This window comes from Tepidiphilus baoligensis (genome assembly GCF_012911495.1).
Classification (GTDB): domain Bacteria; phylum Pseudomonadota; class Gammaproteobacteria; order Burkholderiales; family Rhodocyclaceae; genus Tepidiphilus; species Tepidiphilus olei.
Map to the genome: position 1 here is coordinate 54,201 of NZ_JAAAUB010000004.1, position 22,319 is coordinate 76,519.

The 22,319-nt window shown below is 65.5% G+C and carries 21 protein-coding genes and 1 pseudogene; 7 read left to right on the top strand and 15 right to left on the bottom strand.

The annotated features are described in order from the left end of the window. Nucleotides 1–41: 41 nt before the first annotated feature. The 7 genes from amrB to serB are packed head-to-tail and all read left to right on the top strand — an operon-like array spanning nucleotide 42 to nucleotide 8,747. A complete protein-coding gene (gene amrB, locus GV368_RS04175) occupies nucleotides 42–869 on the top strand; it encodes an AmmeMemoRadiSam system protein B (protein WP_142803471.1) in 828 nt (275 codons plus the stop codon). After that, the gene (gene amrA / locus GV368_RS04180; protein WP_142803472.1) at nucleotides 847–1,437 is read left to right on the top strand and encodes an AmmeMemoRadiSam system protein A; all 591 of its coding nucleotides are present in this window, start codon (nucleotides 847–849) and stop codon (nucleotides 1,435–1,437) included. Before amrB ends, amrA begins: the two co-directional genes overlap by 23 nt. Next, a complete protein-coding gene (gene amrS, locus GV368_RS04185) occupies nucleotides 1,434–2,507 on the top strand; it encodes an AmmeMemoRadiSam system radical SAM enzyme (RefSeq protein WP_169115605.1) in 1,074 nt (357 codons plus the stop codon). The genes amrA and amrS overlap by 4 nt, the downstream gene beginning before the upstream one ends. A 59-nt stretch (nucleotides 2,508–2,566) precedes the next feature. After that, complete coding sequence (locus GV368_RS04190) at nucleotides 2,567–3,307, top strand: dienelactone hydrolase family protein (RefSeq protein WP_169115606.1); 741 nt, start codon at nucleotides 2,567–2,569, stop codon at nucleotides 3,305–3,307. Between the two features lie 52 nt (nucleotides 3,308–3,359). Continuing rightward, on the top strand, nucleotides 3,360–6,824 hold the full coding sequence (gene mfd / locus GV368_RS04195; RefSeq protein WP_169115607.1) for a transcription-repair coupling factor: 3,465 nt from the start codon (nucleotides 3,360–3,362) through the stop codon (nucleotides 6,822–6,824). A gap of 28 nt (nucleotides 6,825–6,852) precedes the next feature. Continuing rightward, entirely contained in the window at nucleotides 6,853–7,926 is a 1,074-nt protein-coding gene (locus tag GV368_RS04200; protein ID WP_169115608.1) for a 3-deoxy-7-phosphoheptulonate synthase, read from the top strand. After that, complete coding sequence (gene serB, locus GV368_RS04205) at nucleotides 7,926–8,747, top strand: phosphoserine phosphatase SerB (protein ID WP_169115609.1); 822 nt, start codon at nucleotides 7,926–7,928, stop codon at nucleotides 8,745–8,747. The genes GV368_RS04200 and serB overlap by 1 nt, the downstream gene beginning before the upstream one ends. Nucleotides 8,748–8,891: 144 nt before the next feature. Here serB and yaaA read toward each other — a convergent pair whose 3' ends face one another. The 15 genes and pseudogenes from yaaA to uppS form a co-directional block, all read right to left on the bottom strand. Beyond that, on the bottom strand, nucleotides 8,892–9,677 hold the full coding sequence (gene yaaA / locus GV368_RS04210) for a peroxide stress protein YaaA (protein WP_169115610.1): 786 nt from the start codon (nucleotides 9,675–9,677) through the stop codon (nucleotides 8,892–8,894). A 39-nt stretch (nucleotides 9,678–9,716) separates the two neighbouring features. Further along, nucleotides 9,717–10,124 carry a type II toxin-antitoxin system VapC family toxin gene (locus GV368_RS04215; RefSeq protein WP_142808746.1) on the bottom strand — a complete coding sequence of 136 codons (408 nt, stop codon included), beginning with the start codon at nucleotides 10,122–10,124 and terminating at the stop codon, nucleotides 9,717–9,719. Continuing rightward, a complete protein-coding gene (locus GV368_RS04220; RefSeq protein ID WP_142808744.1) occupies nucleotides 10,121–10,369 on the bottom strand; it encodes a DUF2281 domain-containing protein in 249 nt (82 codons plus the stop codon). Before GV368_RS04220 ends, GV368_RS04215 begins: the two co-directional genes overlap by 4 nt. Nucleotides 10,370–10,430: 61 nt before the next feature. Continuing rightward, nucleotides 10,431–11,240 carry a TrmH family RNA methyltransferase gene (locus GV368_RS04225; RefSeq protein ID WP_169115611.1) on the bottom strand — a complete coding sequence of 270 codons (810 nt, stop codon included), beginning with the start codon at nucleotides 11,238–11,240 and terminating at the stop codon, nucleotides 10,431–10,433. Continuing rightward, a pseudogene (rnhB, locus tag GV368_RS11735) lies at nucleotides 11,237–11,814 on the bottom strand (ribonuclease HII). The gene GV368_RS04225 and the pseudogene rnhB overlap by 4 nt, the downstream one beginning before the upstream one ends. Nucleotides 11,815–11,817: 3 nt before the next feature. Continuing rightward, on the bottom strand, nucleotides 11,818–12,984 hold the full coding sequence (lpxB, locus tag GV368_RS04235; RefSeq protein WP_169115612.1) for a lipid-A-disaccharide synthase: 1,167 nt from the start codon (nucleotides 12,982–12,984) through the stop codon (nucleotides 11,818–11,820). Beyond that, nucleotides 12,968–13,750, bottom strand: a complete 783-nt coding sequence (lpxA, locus tag GV368_RS04240) for an acyl-ACP--UDP-N-acetylglucosamine O-acyltransferase (protein ID WP_142808736.1) — start codon at nucleotides 13,748–13,750, stop codon at nucleotides 12,968–12,970. The genes lpxB and lpxA overlap by 17 nt, the downstream gene beginning before the upstream one ends. Further along, nucleotides 13,747–14,184 (bottom strand): 3-hydroxyacyl-ACP dehydratase FabZ, encoded by a 438-nt coding sequence (gene fabZ, locus GV368_RS04245; protein ID WP_028874423.1) that lies wholly within the window; start codon nucleotides 14,182–14,184, stop codon nucleotides 13,747–13,749. Before fabZ ends, lpxA begins: the two co-directional genes overlap by 4 nt. Before the next feature lie 42 nt (nucleotides 14,185–14,226). After that, nucleotides 14,227–15,267, bottom strand: coding sequence for a UDP-3-O-(3-hydroxymyristoyl)glucosamine N-acyltransferase (gene lpxD, locus GV368_RS04250; RefSeq protein ID WP_206673271.1), 1,041 nt, complete (start codon nucleotides 15,265–15,267; stop codon nucleotides 14,227–14,229). After that, complete coding sequence (locus tag GV368_RS04255) at nucleotides 15,267–15,758, bottom strand: OmpH family outer membrane protein (RefSeq protein ID WP_194240891.1); 492 nt, start codon at nucleotides 15,756–15,758, stop codon at nucleotides 15,267–15,269. Before GV368_RS04255 ends, lpxD begins: the two co-directional genes overlap by 1 nt. A gap of 101 nt (nucleotides 15,759–15,859) precedes the next feature. After that, entirely contained in the window at nucleotides 15,860–18,172 is a 2,313-nt protein-coding gene (bamA, locus tag GV368_RS04260) for an outer membrane protein assembly factor BamA (protein ID WP_169115613.1), read from the bottom strand. Next, nucleotides 18,169–19,533 (bottom strand): RIP metalloprotease RseP, encoded by a 1,365-nt coding sequence (gene rseP / locus GV368_RS04265; RefSeq protein WP_169115614.1) that lies wholly within the window; start codon nucleotides 19,531–19,533, stop codon nucleotides 18,169–18,171. Before rseP ends, bamA begins: the two co-directional genes overlap by 4 nt. Then, nucleotides 19,530–20,720, bottom strand: a complete 1,191-nt coding sequence (gene ispC / locus GV368_RS04270; protein ID WP_142803487.1) for a 1-deoxy-D-xylulose-5-phosphate reductoisomerase — start codon at nucleotides 20,718–20,720, stop codon at nucleotides 19,530–19,532. The genes rseP and ispC overlap by 4 nt, the downstream gene beginning before the upstream one ends. Continuing rightward, nucleotides 20,717–21,550: a phosphatidate cytidylyltransferase gene (locus tag GV368_RS04275; RefSeq protein WP_169115615.1), complete on the bottom strand. Its 834-nt coding sequence runs from the start codon at nucleotides 21,548–21,550 to the stop codon at nucleotides 20,717–20,719. Before GV368_RS04275 ends, ispC begins: the two co-directional genes overlap by 4 nt. Further along, nucleotides 21,547–22,305, bottom strand: a complete 759-nt coding sequence (uppS, locus tag GV368_RS04280; RefSeq protein ID WP_328514226.1) for a polyprenyl diphosphate synthase — start codon at nucleotides 22,303–22,305, stop codon at nucleotides 21,547–21,549. The genes GV368_RS04275 and uppS overlap by 4 nt, the downstream gene beginning before the upstream one ends. Nucleotides 22,306–22,319 lie beyond the last annotated feature (14 nt).

Sequence of the window (22,319 nt, forward strand, 5' to 3'; positions counted from 1 at the left end):
ACCACCTTCGTTCCTTTGCCGTACCACGCAGGACCAACATCATGGCTGCACGAACCATTCGTCCCCCCGCCGTGAGCGGGCTCTTCTACCCCGCTTCGGCGCGCAGTCTGCAAGCGACGCTAGCCGCACACTTTGCCCGCGCCACGCCTGCCTCGCTGCCGGCAGCGCCAAAAGCCCTGATCGTGCCGCACGCCGGCTACGATTATTCGGGAATCGTCGCCGCCAGCGGCTACAACCAGCTCACCCCTTTTGCATCGCGCATCCGGCGCGTCGTGCTCTTCGGCCCGGCGCATCGCGTTCCCCTGCTCGGATTGGCGCTACCGCAGGCGAGCGCGTTTCGCACACCGCTCGGCGACGTTCCTCTCGACATGCACGCATGGAACGAAGCCTTGAAATTGCCGCAGGTGGAAGTCTCGGATCGGGCCCACGAGCTCGAGCACAGCCTGGAAGTGCAGCTCCCCTTCCTGCAGAGCATTTTACCGAGTTTCACCCTGGTTCCCTTCGTCGTCGGCTGGACCGACCCGGCCCATGTCGCCCGCGTGATGGAGGCGCTCTGGGACGGGCCCGAGACGCTCATCCTCGTGAGCTCCGACCTTTCGCACTACCACCCTTACGACGAGGCGCGTGCCCTCGATCAGGCCACGATCGAGCGCATCCTACAGGGCGATGCGACGATCACGCCGGATGATGCCTGTGGAGCGATCGCCATCGACGGGTTGCTGCTCGCCGCCCGGCGTCGCCAGCTCCAACCCCATGTCATTGCCTATTGCAACAGCGGCGACACTTTTGGCGACCGGGACCGGGTCGTCGGCTACACCAGCATCGCCTTCACCGAGGAGGTTCGCCATGGAGCCGAAGCCATCCATTGAGGTCGACGAGCGGCTCGGGCAGGTGCTGCTCGCCCATGCCCGTGCCGCCATCACCGAGCATCTCACCGGTCGTCGCCTGCCCCGGCCGGAAGATCCGCGGCTCGACGAACCCGGTGCCACCTTCGTCACGCTCACCGAAGAAGGAGAACTGCGGGGCTGCATCGGCTCGGTGCGCGCTCAGCGACCGCTGCGCCAAGACGTCGCCGAGAATGCGATCGCCGCCGCCACACGCGATCCTCGCTTTCCTCCTGTCACGGCCGACGAGCTGCCCCTCATCCGCATCGAGGTGTCGCTGCTCTCGCCGCTCGAATTCCTCGAATTCCGTGACGAGGAAGATCTGTTGGCGCAACTTCGGCCGGGCATCGACGGTCTGATGATTTTCTCGGGGTGCAATTCGGCCACCTTTCTGCCCCAAGTGTGGGAAGAGATCCCCAATCCGCACCATTTTCTCGCCGCCCTCAAGCTCAAAGCGGGGCTCGACCCGCGCCGCCCCGCGCGCAACCTCATGGCCGCACGCTACACGGTGGCCAAATGGAAAGAACCCTTGCCCGCCGGAGCCGTGCAATGAACGCCCCTGCCCGTTTCTACCGTCCGCTGCCCGACGGGCGCCTCGAATGCATCCTGTGCCCGCGCCGCTGCAAACTGCGTGAGGGACAGCACGGCGCTTGCCTCGTGCGCGCCAACCTCGGCGGCCAGATGGTGCTCACCACCTACGGCCGATCGAGCGGCTTCTGCATCGACCCCATCGAGAAGAAACCGCTCAATCACTTCTACCCCGGCACGGCGGTACTCTCCTTCGGCACGGCCGGCTGCAACCTCGCCTGCAAATACTGCCAGAACTGGTCGATTTCGGCGGCCAAGGAGCTCGACGCCAGGCTGGACGACTCCGGCACGCCCGAGGCCATCGTGGCAGCGGCGCTCGCCTACGGCGCCCAGGGACTCGCCTTCACCTACAACGATCCGATCATCTTTGCCGAATACGCGATCGACTGTGCCGAACTCGCCCGCAAGCACCAACTCTATACGGTGGCCGTGACCAACGGCTACATCGAACCCGGCGCCCGGGAGGAATTCTTCGCCGTGATGGATGCGGCCAACGTCGATCTCAAAGGGTTTACCGAGGAATTCTATTTCCGCTACTGTGGCGGCAAACTCCAGCCGGTGCTCGATACCTTGCGTTACCTCGTGCACCACACCGACGTCTGGGTCGAGATCACCACGCTCCTCATCCCCGGCCTCAACGATAGCGAAAACGAGATTCGGGCCTTGTCGCGCTGGGTGCGCGACGAGCTCAAAACCACCGTTCCGCTGCACTTCACCGCCTTCTTCCCCGCCTTCAAGATGCTCGATCGTCCACCCACCCCGCCGCAGACCCTGGTGCGGGCGCGGGCCATCGCCCGCGAAGAAGGGCTCGCCTACGTCTATACCGGCAACGTCCGTGATCGCGAGGGTTCGACGACCTACTGCCCCGACTGCGGTACCCGGCTGATCGAGCGCGACGGCTACGTCATCACCCGCTACGCGCTCACGCCCGAGGGGCACTGTCCCGCTTGCGGCCGGGAGATCGAGGGGCGTTTCGCTCGCGCCCCGGGGCACTTCGGCAACCGGCGCATCCCCATCGTACTCGGCGCCGGGTGAGGGAGCCTGGCATGACATCCCCGTCTCCTTCTCGCACAGAAGCACCCGATGCCCCTGACATGGGATCGCCATCCCCCGCAGGGAACGACGGGTACCGCGAGCGACCATCGCGAACGGCTGCAGGGCAGCGAGAAAATCGCGCCACCTGGGCATTCTGCGTCCAAGCGCTGCGGCTCAAAGTCGGCGAGCGCTCGTGGATCGACGTCTCGTTCGCACTCCCCGAATCGACACGTGCCTTCGTCCTCATCCTCGAGACCGGAAACGATGCTGCCCAAAGCCAGGCATTGGCGCAAGCACTCACGGCACGAGGGTTCGGCACACTGACCGTTTGCCTGCTCACCCCCAACGAATGCGCCGATGCCGAAGAGATCGCCTGGCACGTCAACGACCTCGGCGAGCGCGCCGCCACCGTGCTCGAATGGCTGCACCATCAACCGTTTCGTGGCAACCTGCCTCTGGCTGCGGTGGGCTGGCGCACCGCAGCCGCCGTGTCGATCCGTCTCGCGGCGCGTGAAGACCAAACTTTTTACGCCCTCTCTTGTCCCCTGGGAAGAATCGATCTGGCGGGCGCAGCGCCCCTCGTCAGCTTGACTACGCCAATCTTGCTCATGACCTCCTCTGCCGACGACGACAAACCGAACACTGCCGCATGGCCCCATATCGGAGCACCCAAACGCTGGGAACGCTTGCCTCCCCCACCGCCCAAAGGGCCGTGGCTGGAGGCGATCGCACTCACCTGCGAGTGGTTCGAGCGTCACCTGCCGCACACTCCTTCGACCCAGACCGTGCCGGCGGGTTAGAATTCCGCCCTCTACCTTCTTTTGCCCCGATTCCACTTCCCAAAATTCCCGCATGACCCAAACGCTCCTTCCCGTGCTCGAGCGGCTGCGTTGGCCGCAAGCCGGCCAAACCTTCCGTATCCCTTGCCTCGCCGGCAGTGCCGATGCGCTCCTCGTCGCCGAACTCGCGAGCCGGCGCCGGCCGCTGGTGGTAGTCACCGCCTCGCCCCTGGACGCGCAGCGCCTCGCCGAAGAAGTGCGTTTCTTCGCCCCGCAGCTGCGGACGCGACTCTTTCCCGACTGGGAGACGCTCCCCTACGATCCCTTCTCGCCGCACCAGGATCTCGTCTCCGAACGCATCGCCACCCTCTACGCCTTCACCCAAGGCACGCTCGACCTCGTCTTCGTCGCCGCGGCCACGGCGCTCGGTCGCCTTCCTCCTCCCGCCTTCATCGCCGCACACACTTTCTCACTCAGGCAGGGCGCGGCCCTCGAGCTCGAGGGGCTGCGCCGGCAGCTGGCCTTGGCAGGTTACGAGCCGGTCGCCCAGGTGCTGCGTCCGGGCGAATTCGCCGTGCGCGGTGGCATCGTCGATCTCTTCCCCATGGGCGCGTCGCTCCCCTACCGCATCGAGCTCTTCGACGAAGAAATCGAGCGCATCAAGACCTTCGACCCCGACTCCCAGCGCACCCTCTACCCCGTGCCCGAAGTGGAGCTGCTGCCGGCGCGCGAATTCCCCACCGATGAAGAGGGTCGCACCACCTTCCGTCGGCGTTTCCGCGAGACCTTCGAAGGCGACCCGAGCCGCGCCATGCTCTACAAGGACGTCAGCCAGGGCGTATGGCCCGCCGGCATCGAGTACTACCTACCCCTCTTTTTCGACGAGACGGCCACGCTCTTCGACTACGTTGGCGCGGAAGCGACCTGGCTGCTCCACGGCGACTGCCCGGCGGCGATCGAATCTTTCTGGCAGGAACTGGAAGCGCGCCATCGGCTGCTGGGCGGGGACCGCAGCCGTCCCATCCTGCCGCCGTCTTCCCTCTTTCTCGATGCCGAAGGGTTCTACACCGCCTTGAAAGCGGTGCCGCGATTCGAGCTGCGCGGCGACGGGGCCGAGTCCGAAGAATCTCGCACTCCGCCGCCGGCGGCGATCGACGCGCGCGCACCCCAGCCCCTTGCGGCGCTGGAGCAAGCGGTGCATGCCGCCGCTGCGGCGGGCGAACGGGTGCTCCTGGTCGTCCAGACGCCGGGACGACGCGAAACGCTGCTCGAGCGGCTGCGCGAGGCCGGATTGGAGCCGGCGCTCGTCGAACATTGGCAAGCCTTCCTCGCCGGCGAAGCCCCGCTCGCGCTCACCGTCGGACCGCTCGAGCGCGGGTTTGCACTCCCTGCCGCGCGGCTCCTCGTCTATGGCGAGGGCGAGCTCTTCGCCACCGGCGCCAAACCCCGCAGCCGGCGCCAGACGAGCAAAGCCACCACGCCCGAAGGCTGGATCAAGGATCTCTCCGAACTCACGCCCGGCGCGCCGGTGGTGCATGAAGAGCACGGCATCGGTCGCTACCTGGGGCTCGTGCGCATGCCGCTGGGAGCGGACGAGGGCGAATTCCTCCAGCTCGAATACGCCGGCGGCGACAAGCTCTACGTACCCGTGGCCCAATTGCACCTCGTGTCGCGCTATCTCGGCGCCGACCCCGAGCACGTCGAGCTGCACCGCCTCGGCTCCGGCCAATGGGAAAAGGCCAAACGCAAGGCCGCCGAACAGGCGCGGGACACCGCCGCCGAGCTGCTCGCGCTCTACGCCCAGCGCGCCGCGCGTCCCGGCATCGCCTTCAGATTCGACGAACGCGACTACGAGGATTTCTGTGCCGGATTCCCCTTCGAGACCACGCCGGACCAGCAGGCGGCGATCGACGCCGTGCTCGCCGACATGCGCTCCGGCAAACCCATGGATCGGCTCGTGTGCGGCGACGTCGGCTTCGGCAAGACCGAGGTGGCGCTGCGCGCCGCCTTCGCCGCCGTGGCGAGCGGCAAACAGGTGGTGATCCTCACCCCCACGACGCTCCTTGCCGAGCAGCACTTCCAGACCTTTTCCGACCGCTTCGCCGACTGGCCGGTGCGCATCGCCGAACTCTCGCGCCTGCGCTCGAGCAAGGAGCAGAAAGAGGCCCTGGCGGGATTGGCCGAAGGGCGCATCGACATCGCCATCGGCACGCACCGCTTGCTGCAGCCCGATGTGCGCTTCGCCCGCCTGGGGCTGGTGATCATCGACGAGGAGCACCGCTTCGGCGTGCGGCAGAAAGAGGCGCTCAAGAAACTGCGTCAGGAAGTCGACGTGCTCACCCTCACCGCCACCCCCATCCCGCGCACGCTGGGCATGGCGCTCGAGGGGCTGCGCGACTTCTCCGTCATCGCCACCGCCCCCCAGAAGCGTCTGGCGGTGAAGACCTTCGTCGCCCCCCGCTCCGAGGGGCTCATCCGCGAGGCGGTGCTGCGCGAATTCAAGCGCGGCGGGCAGGTGTATTTCGTGCATAACGAAGTGCGTACGATCGAGAACGTGCGCGAAGAACTCGAGCGCCTGCTGCCGATGGCGCGCATCGTCGTCGGCCACGGCCAAATGTCCGAGCGCGAACTCGAGCGCGTCATGCGCGACTTCACGCACCAGCGCGCGAACCTGCTGCTGTGCACCACCATCATCGAGACCGGCATCGACATCCCCACGGCCAACACCATCCTGATCGACCGCGCCGACCGTTTCGGGCTCGCCCAGCTGCACCAATTACGCGGACGGGTCGGACGCAGCCACCATCAAGCCTACGCCTATCTCCTCACCGACCCACACGTCAAACCCAGCGCCCAGGCGCAGAAGCGGCTCGAAGCCATCGCCCAGCTCGAAGATCTCGGCTCGGGCTTCTATCTGGCGATGCACGACCTGGAGATCCGCGGCGCGGGCGAAGTCCTCGGGGAAGAGCAATCGGGCGAGATCCAGCGCGTGGGGTTCTCCCTCTACAGCCGCATGCTGGAAGAAGCCGTGCGCCGGCTCAAGAGCGGACAGGAGCCGGGCGATCTCACCCGCCCCTTCCGCACCGTGGCCGAGATCAACCTGCACGCCCCGGCGCTGCTACCCGACGACTATTGCCCGGACGTGAGCGTGCGGCTCGAGCTCTACAAACGGCTCGCCGACGCCGACAGCGACGCGGCGCTGCAAGAGCTCACCGAAGAGCTCGTCGACCGCTTCGGGCCGCTGCCGCCGCAGACGCGCACGCTGGTGGCCACCCACCGCCTGCGGATCGCGCTTGCCCCCTGCGGCGTCGCCAAGGTCGATGCGAGCGAAAAAAGCCTCAGCGTGCAATTCTCGCCGGACGCCCCCGTCGATCCGGCCAAGGTGGTCGCGCTCATCCAACACGATCGCAGTGTCAAGATGGTCGGACCCGACCGGCTGGTGCAGACCCGCCCCACCGCCGACGTAGACTCGCGCGTGCGCGCGGTGCGCGAGCTCGTCGCCCGCGTGCTCGCTCCGCGGGCGACCGAAACCGTATAATTCCCTTTTTGGCAGGACGCACGGACCCATGAGCAACCCACTGCTGGAAAACACCAACATCGAGCGCTTCGATCCCATGCCCTCGCCGGCCGAGATCAAGGCGCAGCACCCTCTGGGCGAGCGCGCCGCAGGCACGGTGGCGCAGGCGCGCCAGACCCTCGTCGACATCCTCGAGCGGCGAGATCCGCGGCTCTTCGTCGTCGTCGGCCCCTGCTCCATCCACGACCCCGTCGCCGGCCTCGACTACGCCAAGCGGCTCGCTGCGCTCGCCCGGGAAGTGGCCGAGACCATGGTATTGGTGATGCGGGTCTATTTCGAGAAACCGCGCACCGCCACCGGCTGGAAAGGCTACATCAACGATCCTTTCCTCGACGACAGTTTCCGCATCGACGTGGGCATGGCACGCGCCCGCGAATTCCTGCTCGCCGTCAATGAGCTGGGCCTGCCGGCGGCCACCGAAGCGCTCGACCCCATCGCACCGCAATACTACGGCGACCTCATCTCCTGGACGGCGATCGGGGCGCGCACGGTCGAATCGCAAACGCACCGCGAGATGGCTTCCGGCCTCTCCACCCCGGTCGGATTCAAGAACGCCACCGACGGCAGCCTGGACGTAGCCGTCAATGCCATCGTCTCGGCCTCGCGCCCCCACGCTTTTCTCGGCATCGACGAAGAGGGCCGCACCGCCATCGTGCGCACCCGGGGAAACCGCCACGGCCACCTCGTGCTGCGCGGCGGCGGCGGACGCCCCAACTACGACTCGGTCTCGGTGTCGCTCGCCGAGCAGGCGCTCGCCAAGGCGGGGCTGCCGCTGAACCTCGTCGTCGACTGCTCGCACGCCAATTCCTGGAAGAAACCCGAATTCCAGCCGCTGGTGTTGAAAGACGTGGTGCACCAGATCCGCGAGGGCAACACCTCCATCGTCGGCGTGATGCTCGAGAGTTTCCTCGAAGCGGGTAACCAACCCTTCCCCGCACCGCCCTCGCAACTCAAGTACGGTTGCTCGATCACCGACCCGTGCATCGACTGGGATACCACCGCCGCCATCCTGCGCTCGGCGAATGCGGTGCTGCGCGACGTGCTGCCCCAGCGAGGGCGCTGATGCCACAATTGCGCCTGCTCGCCGCCCCGGCGGCGCACCAGTGGCTGGCGCGGCACTCCCTGGCCGCGCACCCGCAAGGAACCTACCTCTCGCTCGCCCTGCCGGAGCGTCGCGCCGAGCTCGACCGCGAACTCTGCGCGATCGGCGCCGACTGGGCCTGGATCGACGAGGACGTCGCCCCGAACTGGCGGGCACTTCGGCTCTTCGTCACCGACATGGACTCGACGCTCATCGCCATCGAGTGCATCGACGAGATCGCCGATCTGGCCGGCCTCAAACCCGAGGTCGCCCGCATCACCGAAGCGGCCATGCAGGGTGAGCTCGATTTCCGCGAAGCACTGCACGCCCGAGTGGCGCTGCTGGCCGGCATCCCGGTGGCGCAGCTGGAAGAACTCTACCGCGAACGGGTACGCCTCAACCCCGGCGCGGCGCGGCTCGTGGCGGCGCTCAAAGCCAACGGCTGTTACTGCGTGCTCGTCTCCGGCGGATTCACCTTCTTCACCGAGCGCCTCGCGCGCGAGCTCGGTTTCGACGAACAGCACGCCAACGTGCTCGAAACGAAAGACGGCCTCCTCACCGGCCGGCTCGTCGGCCCCGTGATCGACGCCGCCGCCAAGGCCGGCATCCTGCGCGCCGCCGCCGCACGGCTGGGTGCGACCCGGCGCGAGATCCTCGCCGCCGGCGACGGGGCCAACGACCTCGCCATGCTCGCCCTCGCCGGCACCCGGCTCGCCTGGCGACCCAAGCCCCGCATCCTGCCCCACGTCAACGTCATCAGCATGGTGCAGGGGCTGGATACCGTGCTCGAACTCCTGCCCTAGGAAACGCTGAATCATTGGCTGCGCGGGCGAATCGCTGCGTTGCGCGGTGCTCGCTCCCTCGCCTATCCACTCGATATGTCTCGGTCGCTGCGCTACCTTCCGCCTTGCGCTTCATCCCGCTCGCTCATTTCTTCAGCGCCTCCCCTAAGCCGCCTTGCGCCGGAACACCGGCCGATCCGGATTCGAAGCCGCCGGATCGTAGGCATAGCCCTCGAGCGAGAAGTCGAGCAGTTCTTCCACCGTCTCCGCCCGTTTCAGGGCCGCATGGCGCACCATCAGCCCGCGGGCGCGCTTGGCGTAGAAGCTGATGATCTTGAAACGCCCGCCCTTCCAGTCCTCGAACACGGGACTCACCACCCGTGCGTCCAGCGCCGCCACGTCCACCACCTTGAAGTATTCCTCGGAGGCGAGGTTGACCAACACCGGCTCGCGCCCGGCCGCCGCCTGCGCCTCGAGCAGGCGCCGCAGACTTGCCGTCACCGCCTCCCGCCAATAGGCGTAGAGATCGCGCCCGAGCGGATTCTCCAGCCGCGTTCCCATCTCCAGGCGGTGCGGCAGGATGCGATCGAGCGGCCGCAGCACGCCGTAGAGGCCGGAGAGGATGCGCAGATTCTCCTGCAGCCAGGCGATCGCCGCCGCAGGCAGGCTCACCGCGTCCAACCCCTCGTAGACGTCGCCCGCATAGGCGAAGAGCGCCGCTTTCGCCTCTGCGGGCGCATGCTCGGGCGACCAGGCTGCGTAGCGCCCCACGTTCAGGGCCGCGAGCTTGTCCGACAAGTCCATGAGCGACTGCAACTCGGCCGGAGTCAGCCGCCGCAACCGCTCGACCAACCCCTGCGCCCGATCGAGGAAATCGGGCAGCGTCGTCTCCGCCACGGGAGCGGGCGTATCGAAGTCCATCGCTTTGGCCGGGGAGATCACGAGCAGCATGCATCGTCTCCTACTGTAGCAGAGCGGCACCAAGCCTTCTCAAATGTCATCTTGCCAATTTTCTACGATCAAACCAGGCACGCGGGAAAATTCGCCGACGTTGCGCGTGACCAGCCGTAAACCAGCAGATCGGGCAATGGCAGCGATTTGTAAGTCATAAGGACCGATCGGAGTTCCTTGGCGAGCCAAAAAAGCCCGAATCTCGCCACAATGTTCGGCAGCCCTGTCGTCGAATGGCAAACCTCGAACATAGGCGGCCAATTCCCGCAACCGTTGCTGATTCTCGGCGACCCGACCACTCTTGCAGGCACCGTACCATAATTCGGCCCACACGGGAGCACAGAGATAGAGTGCGTCGACGCCGATGCGACGAACGTTTTCCCGCACCTCGCGATGATTCTTCAACAAGGCAATCCAGACGTTCGTATCCAAAAGATAGCCCGTCATTCCAAGGACTCACGCGGCACATCAACGCCGAGATCGGCATCATCGATGTCATCGGGGAAATCCTCTCCCAGGCAACCCGCTATTTTTGCCAGAAACGATTCTGTTCGCTGCGCTGCAGCTCGAGCTGGGTTGCTGACGTATATTCCATGACGCCGTTCGATCCAGGAAATGAAATCAAGCGTCTCCTGTTGCAATTGGGGTGGCAAACGTTTCGCGTGCTCGAAAATGAGCTCGGAGAGATTCATGGATCGTTCCTCCCACTCGGCAGGGATCAGGAATGCCAACTTCTCGACTCCGACCAAAGAATCATACGTGAATTCCCCTGCCGTTGCGTTGCCGCACCGCCTCGAACAGACACACCGCCGCTGCCGCGGCGACGTTGAGCGACTCCATCGCCCCTGGCATGGGGATGCGCACGCAGGCGTCCGCCATGGCCAACCACTCGGGGCGCACGCCAGCGCCCTCCGTACCGAAGAGCCACAGCGCCGGCGCCCTCAGATCGAGCGTGTAGAGCGGCACGGCCTTCTCGGCGAGCGCCGTGGCGAAAACCCGGCCGCGGCGCGTGGCGAACCAGGGAGCGGGATCGTCGATCTGCGCGAACGGCAGCACGAAGTGCGCGCCCATCGCCGCACGCAGCACTTTGGGCGCCCAAGGATCGGCGCAACCCGGCCCAAGCAGCACCGCACCCACGCCCGCGGCAGCGGCGGTGCGCAGGATCGCGCCGACGTTGCCCGGCTCCTGCACCCCGTCGAGCAGCACGAGATCGCGCCCGGCGAGCTCCTGCGGCGCGAGCACCAGCGTACGGCGCGCGAACCGCGCCACGATGCCAGCGGGCGTCTCGGTGGCGGCAAGCGTGCGAAAAACCGGGGAAGCGACACGAATGCGAGCGCACGCGGGCGGCAGTGCCTCGAGCACGGCCGCGAAACGCGCTTCCCGACCTTCCTCGATGAACACCGCCTCCGGCATCCAGCCGGCCTGCAGCGCCGCGGTGAGCAGGTGATCGCCTTCGAGCACGATCCATGGCTCGCGCTTGCGAAAGGACGATTCGTTCAACCAGCGCCGGATCGCGCGCACTTGGGGATTGTCGCGCGAGCGGATCTCCTGCCAGGTGCTCATCGTTCGCTTCCGTTGGCCGCCGCGCGCACCGGGGCGAAACTGCGGCGATGCTCGGGACAAGGCCCGAGGCGCGCGAGCCCGCCAGATGCGCGGCGGTGCCGTACCCTTTGTGCCGGGCGAATCCATACCCGGGATAACGGCGATCCAGCGCCACGAGCCGCGCATCGCGGTGCGTCTTCGCCAGGATCGAGGCCGCCATGATGGCCGGCTCGAGCGCGTCACCACCGATGATCGTGCGTACCGGCACCTCCAGCTCCGGCGCCCGGTTGCCGTCGACCAGCACTTCGTCCGGCACCAGGGGCAATGCCGCCACGGCGCGCGCCATCGCCCGCAGCGTCGCCCGCAGGATGTTCCATTCATCGATCTCGGAGGCCGACGCCTCGGCCACCGCCCAGGCAAGTGCGCTGGCGCGAATTTCCGCCGCGAGCCGTTCGCGCCGGCTCGGGCTCAGTTTCTTCGAATCGTTCAAGCCCGACAGCGAGGCTCCGGGCGGGAGGATCACCGCCGCGGCCACCACCGGCCCGGCGAGCGGTCCGCGCCCCGCCTCGTCCACGCCACAGAGGTAACCCGCCATCGTCTATCTTCCCCCGAATCTCTGCCCGAACCGCGCCAGGATCGCCTCGCGTGCGCGACGGGCGGTGTCTTGGCGCAGCATGAGGTGCAATTCGGTGAAACGCTCGGTGAGCCGCTCGCGCGCTGGTGCGTCTTCGAACCAGCGCAACACCGCCGAGGCCAGATCGGCGGGATTCGCCTTGTCCTGCAGCAACTCGGGTACCACCGTCTCACGCAGCAGGATGTTGGGCAAACCCACCCACGGCAAATAGGCCATGCGCCGCAGCAGGCGGTATTGCCAGGGATTCATGCGATAGGCGATCACCATCGGGCGCTTGAGGAGCGCCGCCTCCAGCGCGGCCGTGCCACTGGCGAGTAGCACGACGTCGGCCGCCGTCATCGCCTCGTGCGCCCGCCGCGGCAGCACACGGGCCTCGAGCTCGGGCGCCTCGGCCAAGGCGGCGGCGACTAGGGTATCACCCAAGGCATTCGCCGTGGGCAAGAGCAAGACCAGCTCCGGCAGGGCTTGGCGCAGGCGCGCCGCGGCGGCGAGGAAGACGGGCAAGAGGTGCCGCAACTCCCCCTCGCGGCTACCCGGAAGGAGCGCCAGCACCGGCGCCTGCAGCGCGATTCCCAGCGCGGTCCGGGCTTCCGCCTGGTCCGGCACGAGCGGCAGCCGATCGGCGAGCGGATGGCCGACGAAACACGCCTCGACCCCGGTTTCGGCATAGAGCGGCGGTTCGAACGGAAAAAGGCACAGCATCAGGTCGACCGCGCGGGCGATCGTTTTCAATCGCCCACGGCGCCAGGCCCAGATCGAAGGGCTGACGAAATGCACCGTGCCGATACCGGCACGTTTGAGCCGCGCCTCCAGCCCCAGGTTGAAATCCGGTGCGTCGATCCCGATGAAGAGATCCACCGGCGGCGACTCGAACGCGCGCGCCAGTTCGCGGCGAAAACGCACGAGCTGCGGATAGCGCCTGAGCGCGTCGACGAAGCCATGCACCGCCAGCGGCTCGTAGGACCAGCGCGCCTCGAACCCTTGGGTACGCATCGCCTCGCCGCCCACGCCCCAGAAACGCGTCTCGGGCAGCGCCGGACGCAGTCCCTCGAGGAGCAGCCCTCCCAGGAGGTCGCCCGAAGCCTCTCCGGCCACAAGCGCGACCGAGGTCCTCTCAGCGGACGATGCCACGGCCCGGTTGCGCGAGAAAATCGACGAGCGGCTCCACCTCCGGCTGCTCGGCGGCGAGTTCGGCGATGCGCTCGCGCGCCTCGGCGAGCGTCAAGCCGCTGCGATAGAGGAGTTTGTAAGCGCGCCGGATGGCGGCGATCGCCTCGGGCGAAAACCCCCGCCGACGCAAGCCCTCGGCATTGATGCCATGCGGCGCGGCCGGATTGCCCGCCACCGTCACGTAGGGCGGAAGGTCTTGCAACAGCACTGTGCCCACCCCGCAGAAGCTGTGCGCCCCCACGCGAACGAATTGGTGCACGCCGGTAAAGCCGCCGAGGATCGCCCAGTCCCCCACCACGACGTGGCCCGCGAGCGTGGCGTTGTTGGCGAAAATCGTGTGATTGCCCACGACGCAGTCGTGTGCCACGTGCACGTAGGCCATGATCCAGTTGTCGTCCCCCACGCGCGTCTCACCCCCGCCCTGCACCGTGCCGACGTTGAAGGAGCAGTATTCGCGAATGGTGTTACGGTGCCCGATCGACAGCCGCGTGGGTTCTCCCGCGTACTTCATGTCCTGCGGCACCTGCCCCAGGGAGCAGAAAGGAAAGACGTGGTTGTCCTCCCCCAGCGTGGTGTGCCCTTCGAGCACACAGTGCGCCTCGATCCTCGTGCGCGCCCCGATCTTCACGTGCGGGCCGATCACGCAGTAGGGGCCGATCTTCACCCCCTCGGCGAACTCGGCGCCGGGAGCGACGATCGCGCTGGGATGGATTTCGACCGCGCTCATTTCAAGCCTTTCAGGGCGCACATGAGCTGCGCCTGGGCCGCGATCTCCTCGCCGACGCGGGCCGTGGCCGAATACTTCGAGATGCCGCGCACGTTGCGCAGCAATTCCACCTCCAACAGAAGCTGATCCCCCGGCACCACCGGACGGCGGAACCGCGCCTCGTCGATACCGGCAAAATAGACGATGGAATCGGCATTGGGGCGCGTGCCCATGGTCTCGAAGGAGAGCACGGCTGCAGCCTGTGCGAGCGCCTCCAGAATCAGCACGCCCGGCATCACCGGCGCGTGCGGGAAATGCCCCGGGAAGAAGGGCTCGTTGATGGTGACGTTTTTCAACGCCAGGATGCGTTTGCCCACCTCCATCTCGAGCACGCGGTCGACCAGGAGGAATGGATAGCGGTGCGGCAGATACTGCAGGATCTGTTCGATGTTCATCATGTCGCAGGGCTCGCGGCAAAAAATCGGGGAAAGCGAGGATCAGTCTTCGTCGGCGAGTTCGGCCAGACGCTTCTCGAGGCGGCGAATGCGCTCGGCCATGGCGTCGAGATGGCGCAAGTAGGCGAAGTTGCGCCGCCACTCCTCGTAGGGCTGTAGCGGGATGCCAGCGCCGTAGACGCCGGGCTTGGTAATGGACTTCATCACGCCGGAGCCGGCCATGATGGTCACGTCGTCGCAGATCTCCACGTGCCCGGCGATACCGACCTGCCCGCCCAGACGGCAACGGCGCCCGATGCGGGTGCTGCCGCCCACGCCGACGCAACCGGCCATGGCGGTGTACGCCCCGACGTGGCAGTTGTGTCCGATCTGGATCTGGTTGTCGAGGATGACCCCATCCTCGATCACGGTGTCTTCGAGCGCGCCGCGGTCGATCGAGGTATTCGCCCCGATTTCCACGTCGTCGCCGATCAGCACTCGGCCGATCTGCGGGATCTTCACCCAGCGCTCTTCCTCGCCGTCCCAGGCGAAGCCGAAACCGTCGGCGCCGATCACCGCTCCCGAATGGATGCGTACCCGCGCACCGATCACACAGCCCGGGTAGATCGTGACGTTGGCGGCGATGCGGCAATCGGACCCGACGCTAGAATTCGCGCCGATCACGCTGCCCGCGCCGATCACGGTACGTGCACCGATCCGTGCCCCGGCCTCCACCACCGCGTTCGGTCCGATGGTGCAGCTCGGATCGACCTCGCCCAGCACCACCGCGCTGGGATGCACCCCCGGCACGACCTCGGGTTCCGGGTGCAGCCACTGCGCCGCCTTGGCATAGAGCAGATAAGGATCGGCCGCGAGCACCAGCGCCAGATGGGACGGTGCGCGATCGGCGAATTTCGGCGAGACGATCACGGCACTCGCGCGGCACTGTGGCAGGCGCGCGAGATACTTCGGCTGCGCCACGAAGGTGAGGTCCCCAGGCCGTGCCGATTCGAGTGAGGCGACACGGCGCAGCTCGATAGAGGGATCCCCCCGAATTTCGACGCCAAACCGCGTGGCGAGATCCCCCAGCGTAACCATCGTCATCACAGATTACCCGATTCGAGCACCTTGATGACCTGGTCGGTGATGTCGATGCGCGGACTCGCGTAGACCGCATCCTGCAGCACGAGATCGTACTTACCGTCTTCTGCGACTTTCTTGATCGCCTTGTTGGCCTGGTCGAGCACGCGGGCGAGCTCCTCGTTGCGCCGCTGATTGAGATCCTCACGAAATTCACGCTGCTTGCGCTGAAAATCGCGGCTCAACTCGGCAAAAGCCCGCTCCTTGCGGTTGCGCTCGCCCTCGTTCATCGACGCGCCCTTGCGCTCCAGTTCCTGCTGCAGCGCCTGCAGCTCGTCGGCCATGCGTTTCAATTCCCGATCGCGCGGCTCGAATTCCTTTTCCAGCCGCTTCTGCGCCGCCACGGCCGGTGGCGCCTCACGCATCAGACGCTCCGAATTGACGAAACCGATCTTGGCTTCTGCCCAAGCCATCGCGCTCGTCAGCCCGAGCGACAATGCCAACAATACTGCCATGGATTTTCTCTTCACGCTGACCTCTCTCGTCTTCACAGGCATCAATAAATACCCCCCGTGACATCAAGCTTACGATGCCTTCTCCGGGAATGATATCGGGTTTAAAACATGGTTCCGAACTGGAATTGGAAGTTCTGCGTTTTGTCCTTGTAATTGGAACCACCGACGTCTTTACGCACCGGCACCGCGAAACTGAACTTCAACGGCCCCAGCGGCGAAGACCAGGAGAAACCTATACCCGTACTCACGCGCATGTCGTTGAACTTGACCGAATCGTCCTGATCCCAGACATAACCCGAATCGACGAAGACCGACATCCGGAAGGTCTTGTCCATTCCCAGACCCGGCAAGGGGAAATAATATTCCGCGTTGAGCACGAGCTTGCGCGTCCCACCATAGGCATCACCGTAATCGTCCTTGCGCCCGAGGCTGCCGGCGTCGAAGCCTCGGACCGAACCGATTCCACCAACATAGTAATTGCGGAAGAAGGGGACATCCTTTCCGCCCAAGGATTCGATCCAGCCGATTTCGCCGTTCAACATGAGCGCCTGACGCTCGGTGACCGGGATCCACCACTGGTGCTGGTAGGAAAGTTTGACGAGCTCGATGTCTCCCGGCGGAACGTCCACCTCGGCCAAGGCGCGCTGATAGCGACCTTTCATCGGATAGATACGCGAGTCACGGGTATCACGGGACCACCCCGCCGTCAGTGCCAGCGAAGAGACGCCATCGCAGTCGTAATCACCTCCGGATTCACAGAATTGTCGATAGCGAAAGGGGCTATCCCAATAGGTGTCGATCTTGGTCAAATCATAGGCCAAACCGAACTGGATCTGGTCATCCTCGCCAATGGGCCACCCCATACGCAACCCCGCACCGATGGAACGGGTTTTGTAGCGCGAAATGTTGTAGCTCTCCGAGGGATCGAAGGTACGGTAATAGAGATCGTACCCGAGCGAGACGCCGTCGATCGTATAGTACGGATCGGTGAAGGAGAGCGAGGCGGTTCGCTTCGAGCGGCTCGTATCGAGCTGAATGCCCAGCGACTTGCCGCTACCGAAGATGTTGTCCTGTGAGACCGCGCCCGAGAGCACGACGCTGTCCGAGCTCGAAAAACCCGCTCCGAGCATCAGGTTGCCGGTGGGCCTCTCCTTCACGGTAAAATTGACATCGACCTGGTCGGTGGTGCCGGGCACGGGCTGGGTCTCCACCTGCACCTCGTCGAAATACCCCAGCCGATCGACGCGCTGGCGGGATTTGTTGATTTTATCGGCGTCATACCACTCGCCTTCCATCTGACGCATTTCTCGCCGGATTACTTCGTCTCGGGTGCGTACGTTGCCCCCGATGTTGATGCGATTGACGTAAGTGCGTCGACCCGGATCGACGAAGATGGTGAAAGCCACCTGACGATTCTCGCGATCGATCTCGGGCGCGGCATTGACGTTGGCAAAGGCGTACCCTTCACTGCCGAGCCGGTCGACGACCGCTTTCACGGTCGCATTGAGCTTCTCGCGCGAAAAGACGTCGCCGGGCCTGAGTTGCGCGAGCTTGTGATATTCCTCTTCGGGCAAGATGAGATTGCCGGCGAAGCGCACCGCCGACACGGTATACCGTTCCCCTTCCCTGATCGAGACCGAGATGTAGATGTTCTGCTTGTCCGGGCCGATCGAAACCGACACCGACTCGATCTCGAAGTCCAGGTATCCCTGGTTCATGTAGAAGGAGCGCAACGCCTCCAAATCCTGCTGCAGCTTCTCACGCGAATAGCGATCGGACTTGGTGTACCAGGTCAGCCACCCCGGAGTGGTCAATTGGAACCTCCTGAGGAGTTCCTTTTCGGAAAAGGCCTTGTTGCCGACGATCTTGATCTCCGCGATCTTGGCCGGCTGGCCTTCGGTGATGTCGAAACGGATGGCCACCCGGTTGCGCGGCAAAGGCGTGATGGTCGTTTGGATATCTACCGCATAGTAGCCGCGAGAGAGGTATTGGCGCTTGAGCTCCTGCTCCGCCTGGCGCAGCAGGGCACGGTCGAAGATGCGCGATTCGGCCAAGCCGACCCCACGCAACGCCAGTTTGATGGCGTCGACCTCGAATTCCTTCATGCCGACGAACTGCAGCTCGCCGATGGCGGGCCGCTCGTCGACGAGGACCACCAGCACGTTGCCGTCGGCCTCGATGCGCACGTCGCTGAAAAACCCCGTCTCGAAGAGCTTGCGCACCGCCTCGTCGGCCTGCTCCTGGGTGATGCGCTCACCCACCTTCACCGGCAGATAGCTGAAGATGGTCCCGGCCTCGACGCGCTGGATCCCCTCGACGCGAATGTCCTCGACCACGAACGGCTCGAACGCATGCACCGCCCCCGCGAGTAGTGCTCCGATCAGAGCCACCACCGCCGCCAATTTTTTCTTCATCCGCTCACACTCGACCAAATCCGGGACACATCGTTGAACAGCGCGATCGCCATCAACGTCAGCAACAACGCCAGGCCGATCTGTTGCCCGATCTCCATCGCACGTTCGGACAAGGGCCGTCCGCGTACGGCTTCGAGCGAATAATACAGCAAATGCCCTCCATCCAGAATCGGCACCGGCAGCAGGTTCAACACCCCGAGACTGATGCTCACGAGGGCGACGAATCGTAGGTAATGCTCCAGACCCATTCTCGCCGTCTGGCCGGCGTAGTCGGCGATGGTGAGCGGCCCGGAGAGATTCTTGAGCGATGCCTCGCCAAGGAGCATGCGCCCGAAGAGCCTCAGGGTCATCGTACTCACCTCCCAAGTTTGCCGCAACGCCATGCCTGCCGCTTGAATCGGAGGGTAGCGAACGGACACGAGGAAGGTTTCATCGGACGGCGGCCGCACCGCCACGCCGATGCGGCCGATCGTGCCCCCCTGCCCGTCGTCGGTCGGCTCGGCGAATACCTCGCGCTCCGTAACGACTCCATCGTACTCCAGGGTAAAGCGCAAAGTCTCGCCGGGATGTGCCCGCACGATCTCGACGAGCTCGCGCCAATCGGCGATCTCCTTGCCTTCGATGGCACGCACCCGCATTCCGGGCACGATACCGGCACGTTCGGCCGGGCTGCCCGGGGCGACGCTGCCCACCACCGGCTCCAGTGGGGGACGCCAGGGCACGAGCCCGAGTTGCACCATGACGTCATCGTTGCCGTGATCGACGACGACGCCGGTAAGCGGCAAAGAGAAGACGAGGCGCTCCCCGGCGCGCTCCACCTCCAGAGCCACTTCGTTGCGACGCATGGCCGCGGCGAGCACTTCCCAGCGCAACTGCGGCAGACTCGCCACGGCGCGCCCATCCACAGCCAGCACCCGGTCTCCCGACAGCAGCCCTACCCGGGCCGCGAGACTTTCGGCGGGCGGGTCGATGCGCGCCACCGGTTCGCGTACGCCAACCGTGTAGAGGACGACGTAGAGGGCGATCGCCAACAACAGATTGGCCGCAGGACCTGCCGCCACGATCGACATGCGCTTGCCCACGGGCTGACGGTTGAAAGCACGTGGAAGGTCTTCGGGTGCCACCGCGCCTTCTCGTTCATCGAGCATCTTCACGTAGCCGCCCAGAGGCACGGCGGCGAGCACCCATTCCGTGCCATCGCGCCCGAGGCGGCGCGACCACAGAGCAGGCCCGAATCCGATGGAAAAGCGCAGTACTTTCACCCCACAGGCCCGGGCGACGAGGTAATGCCCCAGCTCATGGAAGAAGATGAGCCCACCCAAGGCGATCACGAAGGGCACGAGATAGGACAAAACGGTCATGCCACCTCCTGCGCGAGCACGTCCTGCGCCCGCTCTCTCGCCAGACGATCATAGGCGAGCACGTCCTCGAGCGAATCGGGTTCTTGTCGGGGTAAGCGCTCGAGCGTGGCCTCGATCACGGCCGGGATGCGATCGAAACCCAGCCGACCCTGAAGGAAGGCGGCTACCGCCACCTCGTTGGCCGCGTTGAGTACCGCCGGAACCGATCCGCCGGCTTCCAGCGCATCGTAAGCCAGACGCAGGCAGGGAAAACGGCGCAGATCGGGCGCTGCGAAGTCGAGCCGCCCCACGCGCACCAAATCGAGCGGCCTCACCCCCGCCTCGAGCCGCTGGGGGAATCCCAGCGCGTGCGCAATCGGCGTACGCATGTCGGGCGTGCCCAGCTGCGCGAGCAGTGAGCCGTCGCGATATTCCACCAAGGAATGCACCACGCTCTGCGGGTGGATCACCACCTCGATACGCTCGGGCGGCAAGCCGAAGAGCCAATGGGCCTCGATCACCTCCAGCCCCTTGTTCATCATCGTGGCCGAATCGACCGAGATCTTGCGCCCCATCGACCAATTGGGATGGGCGCACGCCTCTTGCGGCGTGATCGCGGCAAAGGTTTCCAACGAACGCTCGCGGAACGGGCCGCCCGATGCAGTGAGAATGATCCGTCGCACGCCGAAATCGTCCGGTCGGTTGCGATCGTAGTCCGTCGGCAGTGCCTGAAAAATGGCGTTGTGCTCGGAATCGAGCGGCAGCAACCGCACCCCATGACGATCCACCGCCTCCATGAAGAGCCCGCCAGCGAGCACCAGGGCTTCCTTGTTGGCGAGAAGGATCTTCTTGCCCGCGCACACGGCCGCCCACGTGGGAGGCAACCCCGCCGCGCCGACGATGGCAGCGACCACCGTGTCCACTTCGGGATGGCGGGCGATTTCGGCGAGCGCCGCTTCCCCCTCCTCCACTTCCGTCGCGATCCCCTCTCGGCGTAGCGCCTCACGCAAGGCGGCCGCAGCGCTCGCTTCACCCAGCACCGCCCATCGGGGGCGAAACTTCCGACACGCCTCGAGCAGCACGTTCCAGCGACGCTGCGCCGCGAGCGCCACGACCTCGAACCGTTCCGGGTGACGTGAGACCACGTCCAAGGTGCTCGCACCGATCGAGCCGCTCGCCCCGAGGATCGCCAACCGCTCGCGTTTCATTGCCGCTCCAGCCACCACAGGGCAAGGAAAGGCAGCGTTGCCGTCAGGCTGTCGATGCGGTCGAGCACGCCCCCGTGCCCCGGCAACAGCTCGCCGGAATCTTTCACTCCGGCAATCCGTTTCGCCCACGATTCGAACAGATCCCCCTCGATCGCCAGCACTGTCAAAGCGAGCAAGATGACGAGGAACGTTCCAAAGCTCGTACCCTCCGGTACGAGGCCCATGGCGTATAGAATCACCGCATAGAGCGACACGCCGGCAAAAGCCCCAATGGCCCCTTCCACCGTCTTGCCAGGACTGATCGCTGGCGCGAGTTTTCGCTGCCCCCAACGACGGCCAACGTAATAGGCGGCGGCATCGGCCACCCAGACGAGCGCCATCATCGCCAGTAGATGCAGCGCCGACGATTCACGCAGGAGAACGACCGCCAGCGCCGTCGGCCACAGTACCAAGGCGCCCGTGGCAACCCACGAACAACGGCTGCGCCAGCGCCAACCTGCGAACAAAGTCCAAGGGACGAAGCTCAGCCAGAAGGCAGCCCCGGCGATCATCACCGCACCGATCACGGAATGAAGGGGCGCGCCCAGGCTCACCCCGCTCAATCGCCACAAGAGGACATATCCCGCCGTATAGCCCAACGCCCAACCCCAGGCTGCCACCTCGCCCCAGCCGCCCAGCCGCACCCATTCCCTGCCCGCAAGAAAGACGACGACGGCAACGGACGCCGCCCACAAGGGTGCCGGTGCCCAAAAAAGCAGAACGAGCAAGCCGGCGATCAAGACCATCGCGGTGAGGAGCCGACGCGAGGCATTCCCAAGGGTGACGATCATGAAGATACAGCGAGCTGCTCGCTCGTACGGCCAAAGCGCCGCTCACGGCATTGGTAGGAGCGCACTGCTTCGTCGAGCGCCTCCTCGCGGAAATCCGGCCAGAGCGTATCGGTGAAATAGAGTTCGGTGTAAGCGAGCTGCCACAGCAAAAAATTGCTCAATCGCTGCTCACCTCCCGTGCGAATGAAGAGATCGGGCTCCGGCGCCCAGCCCAAGGCGAGCTCGGCCTGCAGCTCGAGCTCGGTGTAGCAACCGGCGCGCTCGGGATGTGCGCGCGTGAGCCGGTTCATCGCCTGCACGATGTCCCAACGGCCGCCATAATTGGCGGCGATGTTGAGACAGATCTTGGTGTTGCCGGCCGTACGTGCCTCGGCCTTGGCGATGAGTGACTGCAATTCGGCGTCGAATCGGCCGCGATCGCCGATGACGGTGAGCCGTACACCGTTGCGATGCATGCGCGTCACTTCGCGCTGCAGCATCATGCGAAAGAGCCCCATGAGGAAACCCACCTCTTCCGCCGGACGGCGCCAGTTCTCCGAGCTAAAAGCGAAGAGGGTGAGGTGTTCCACGCCCAGTTCGGCGCAATGGCGCACCACACGGCGCACCGCCTCTACGCCTTGACGGTGCCCTTCCGCGCGTGGCAGGCCGCGCAGCTTGGCCCAGCGACCATTGCCATCCATGATGATGGCGATGTGCCGCGGGATCGGGCGCACCTCGGGGATGCCCGTCGTCGATGTCAGAGGAAGTTCGGCCACGGTACCTCGCACTG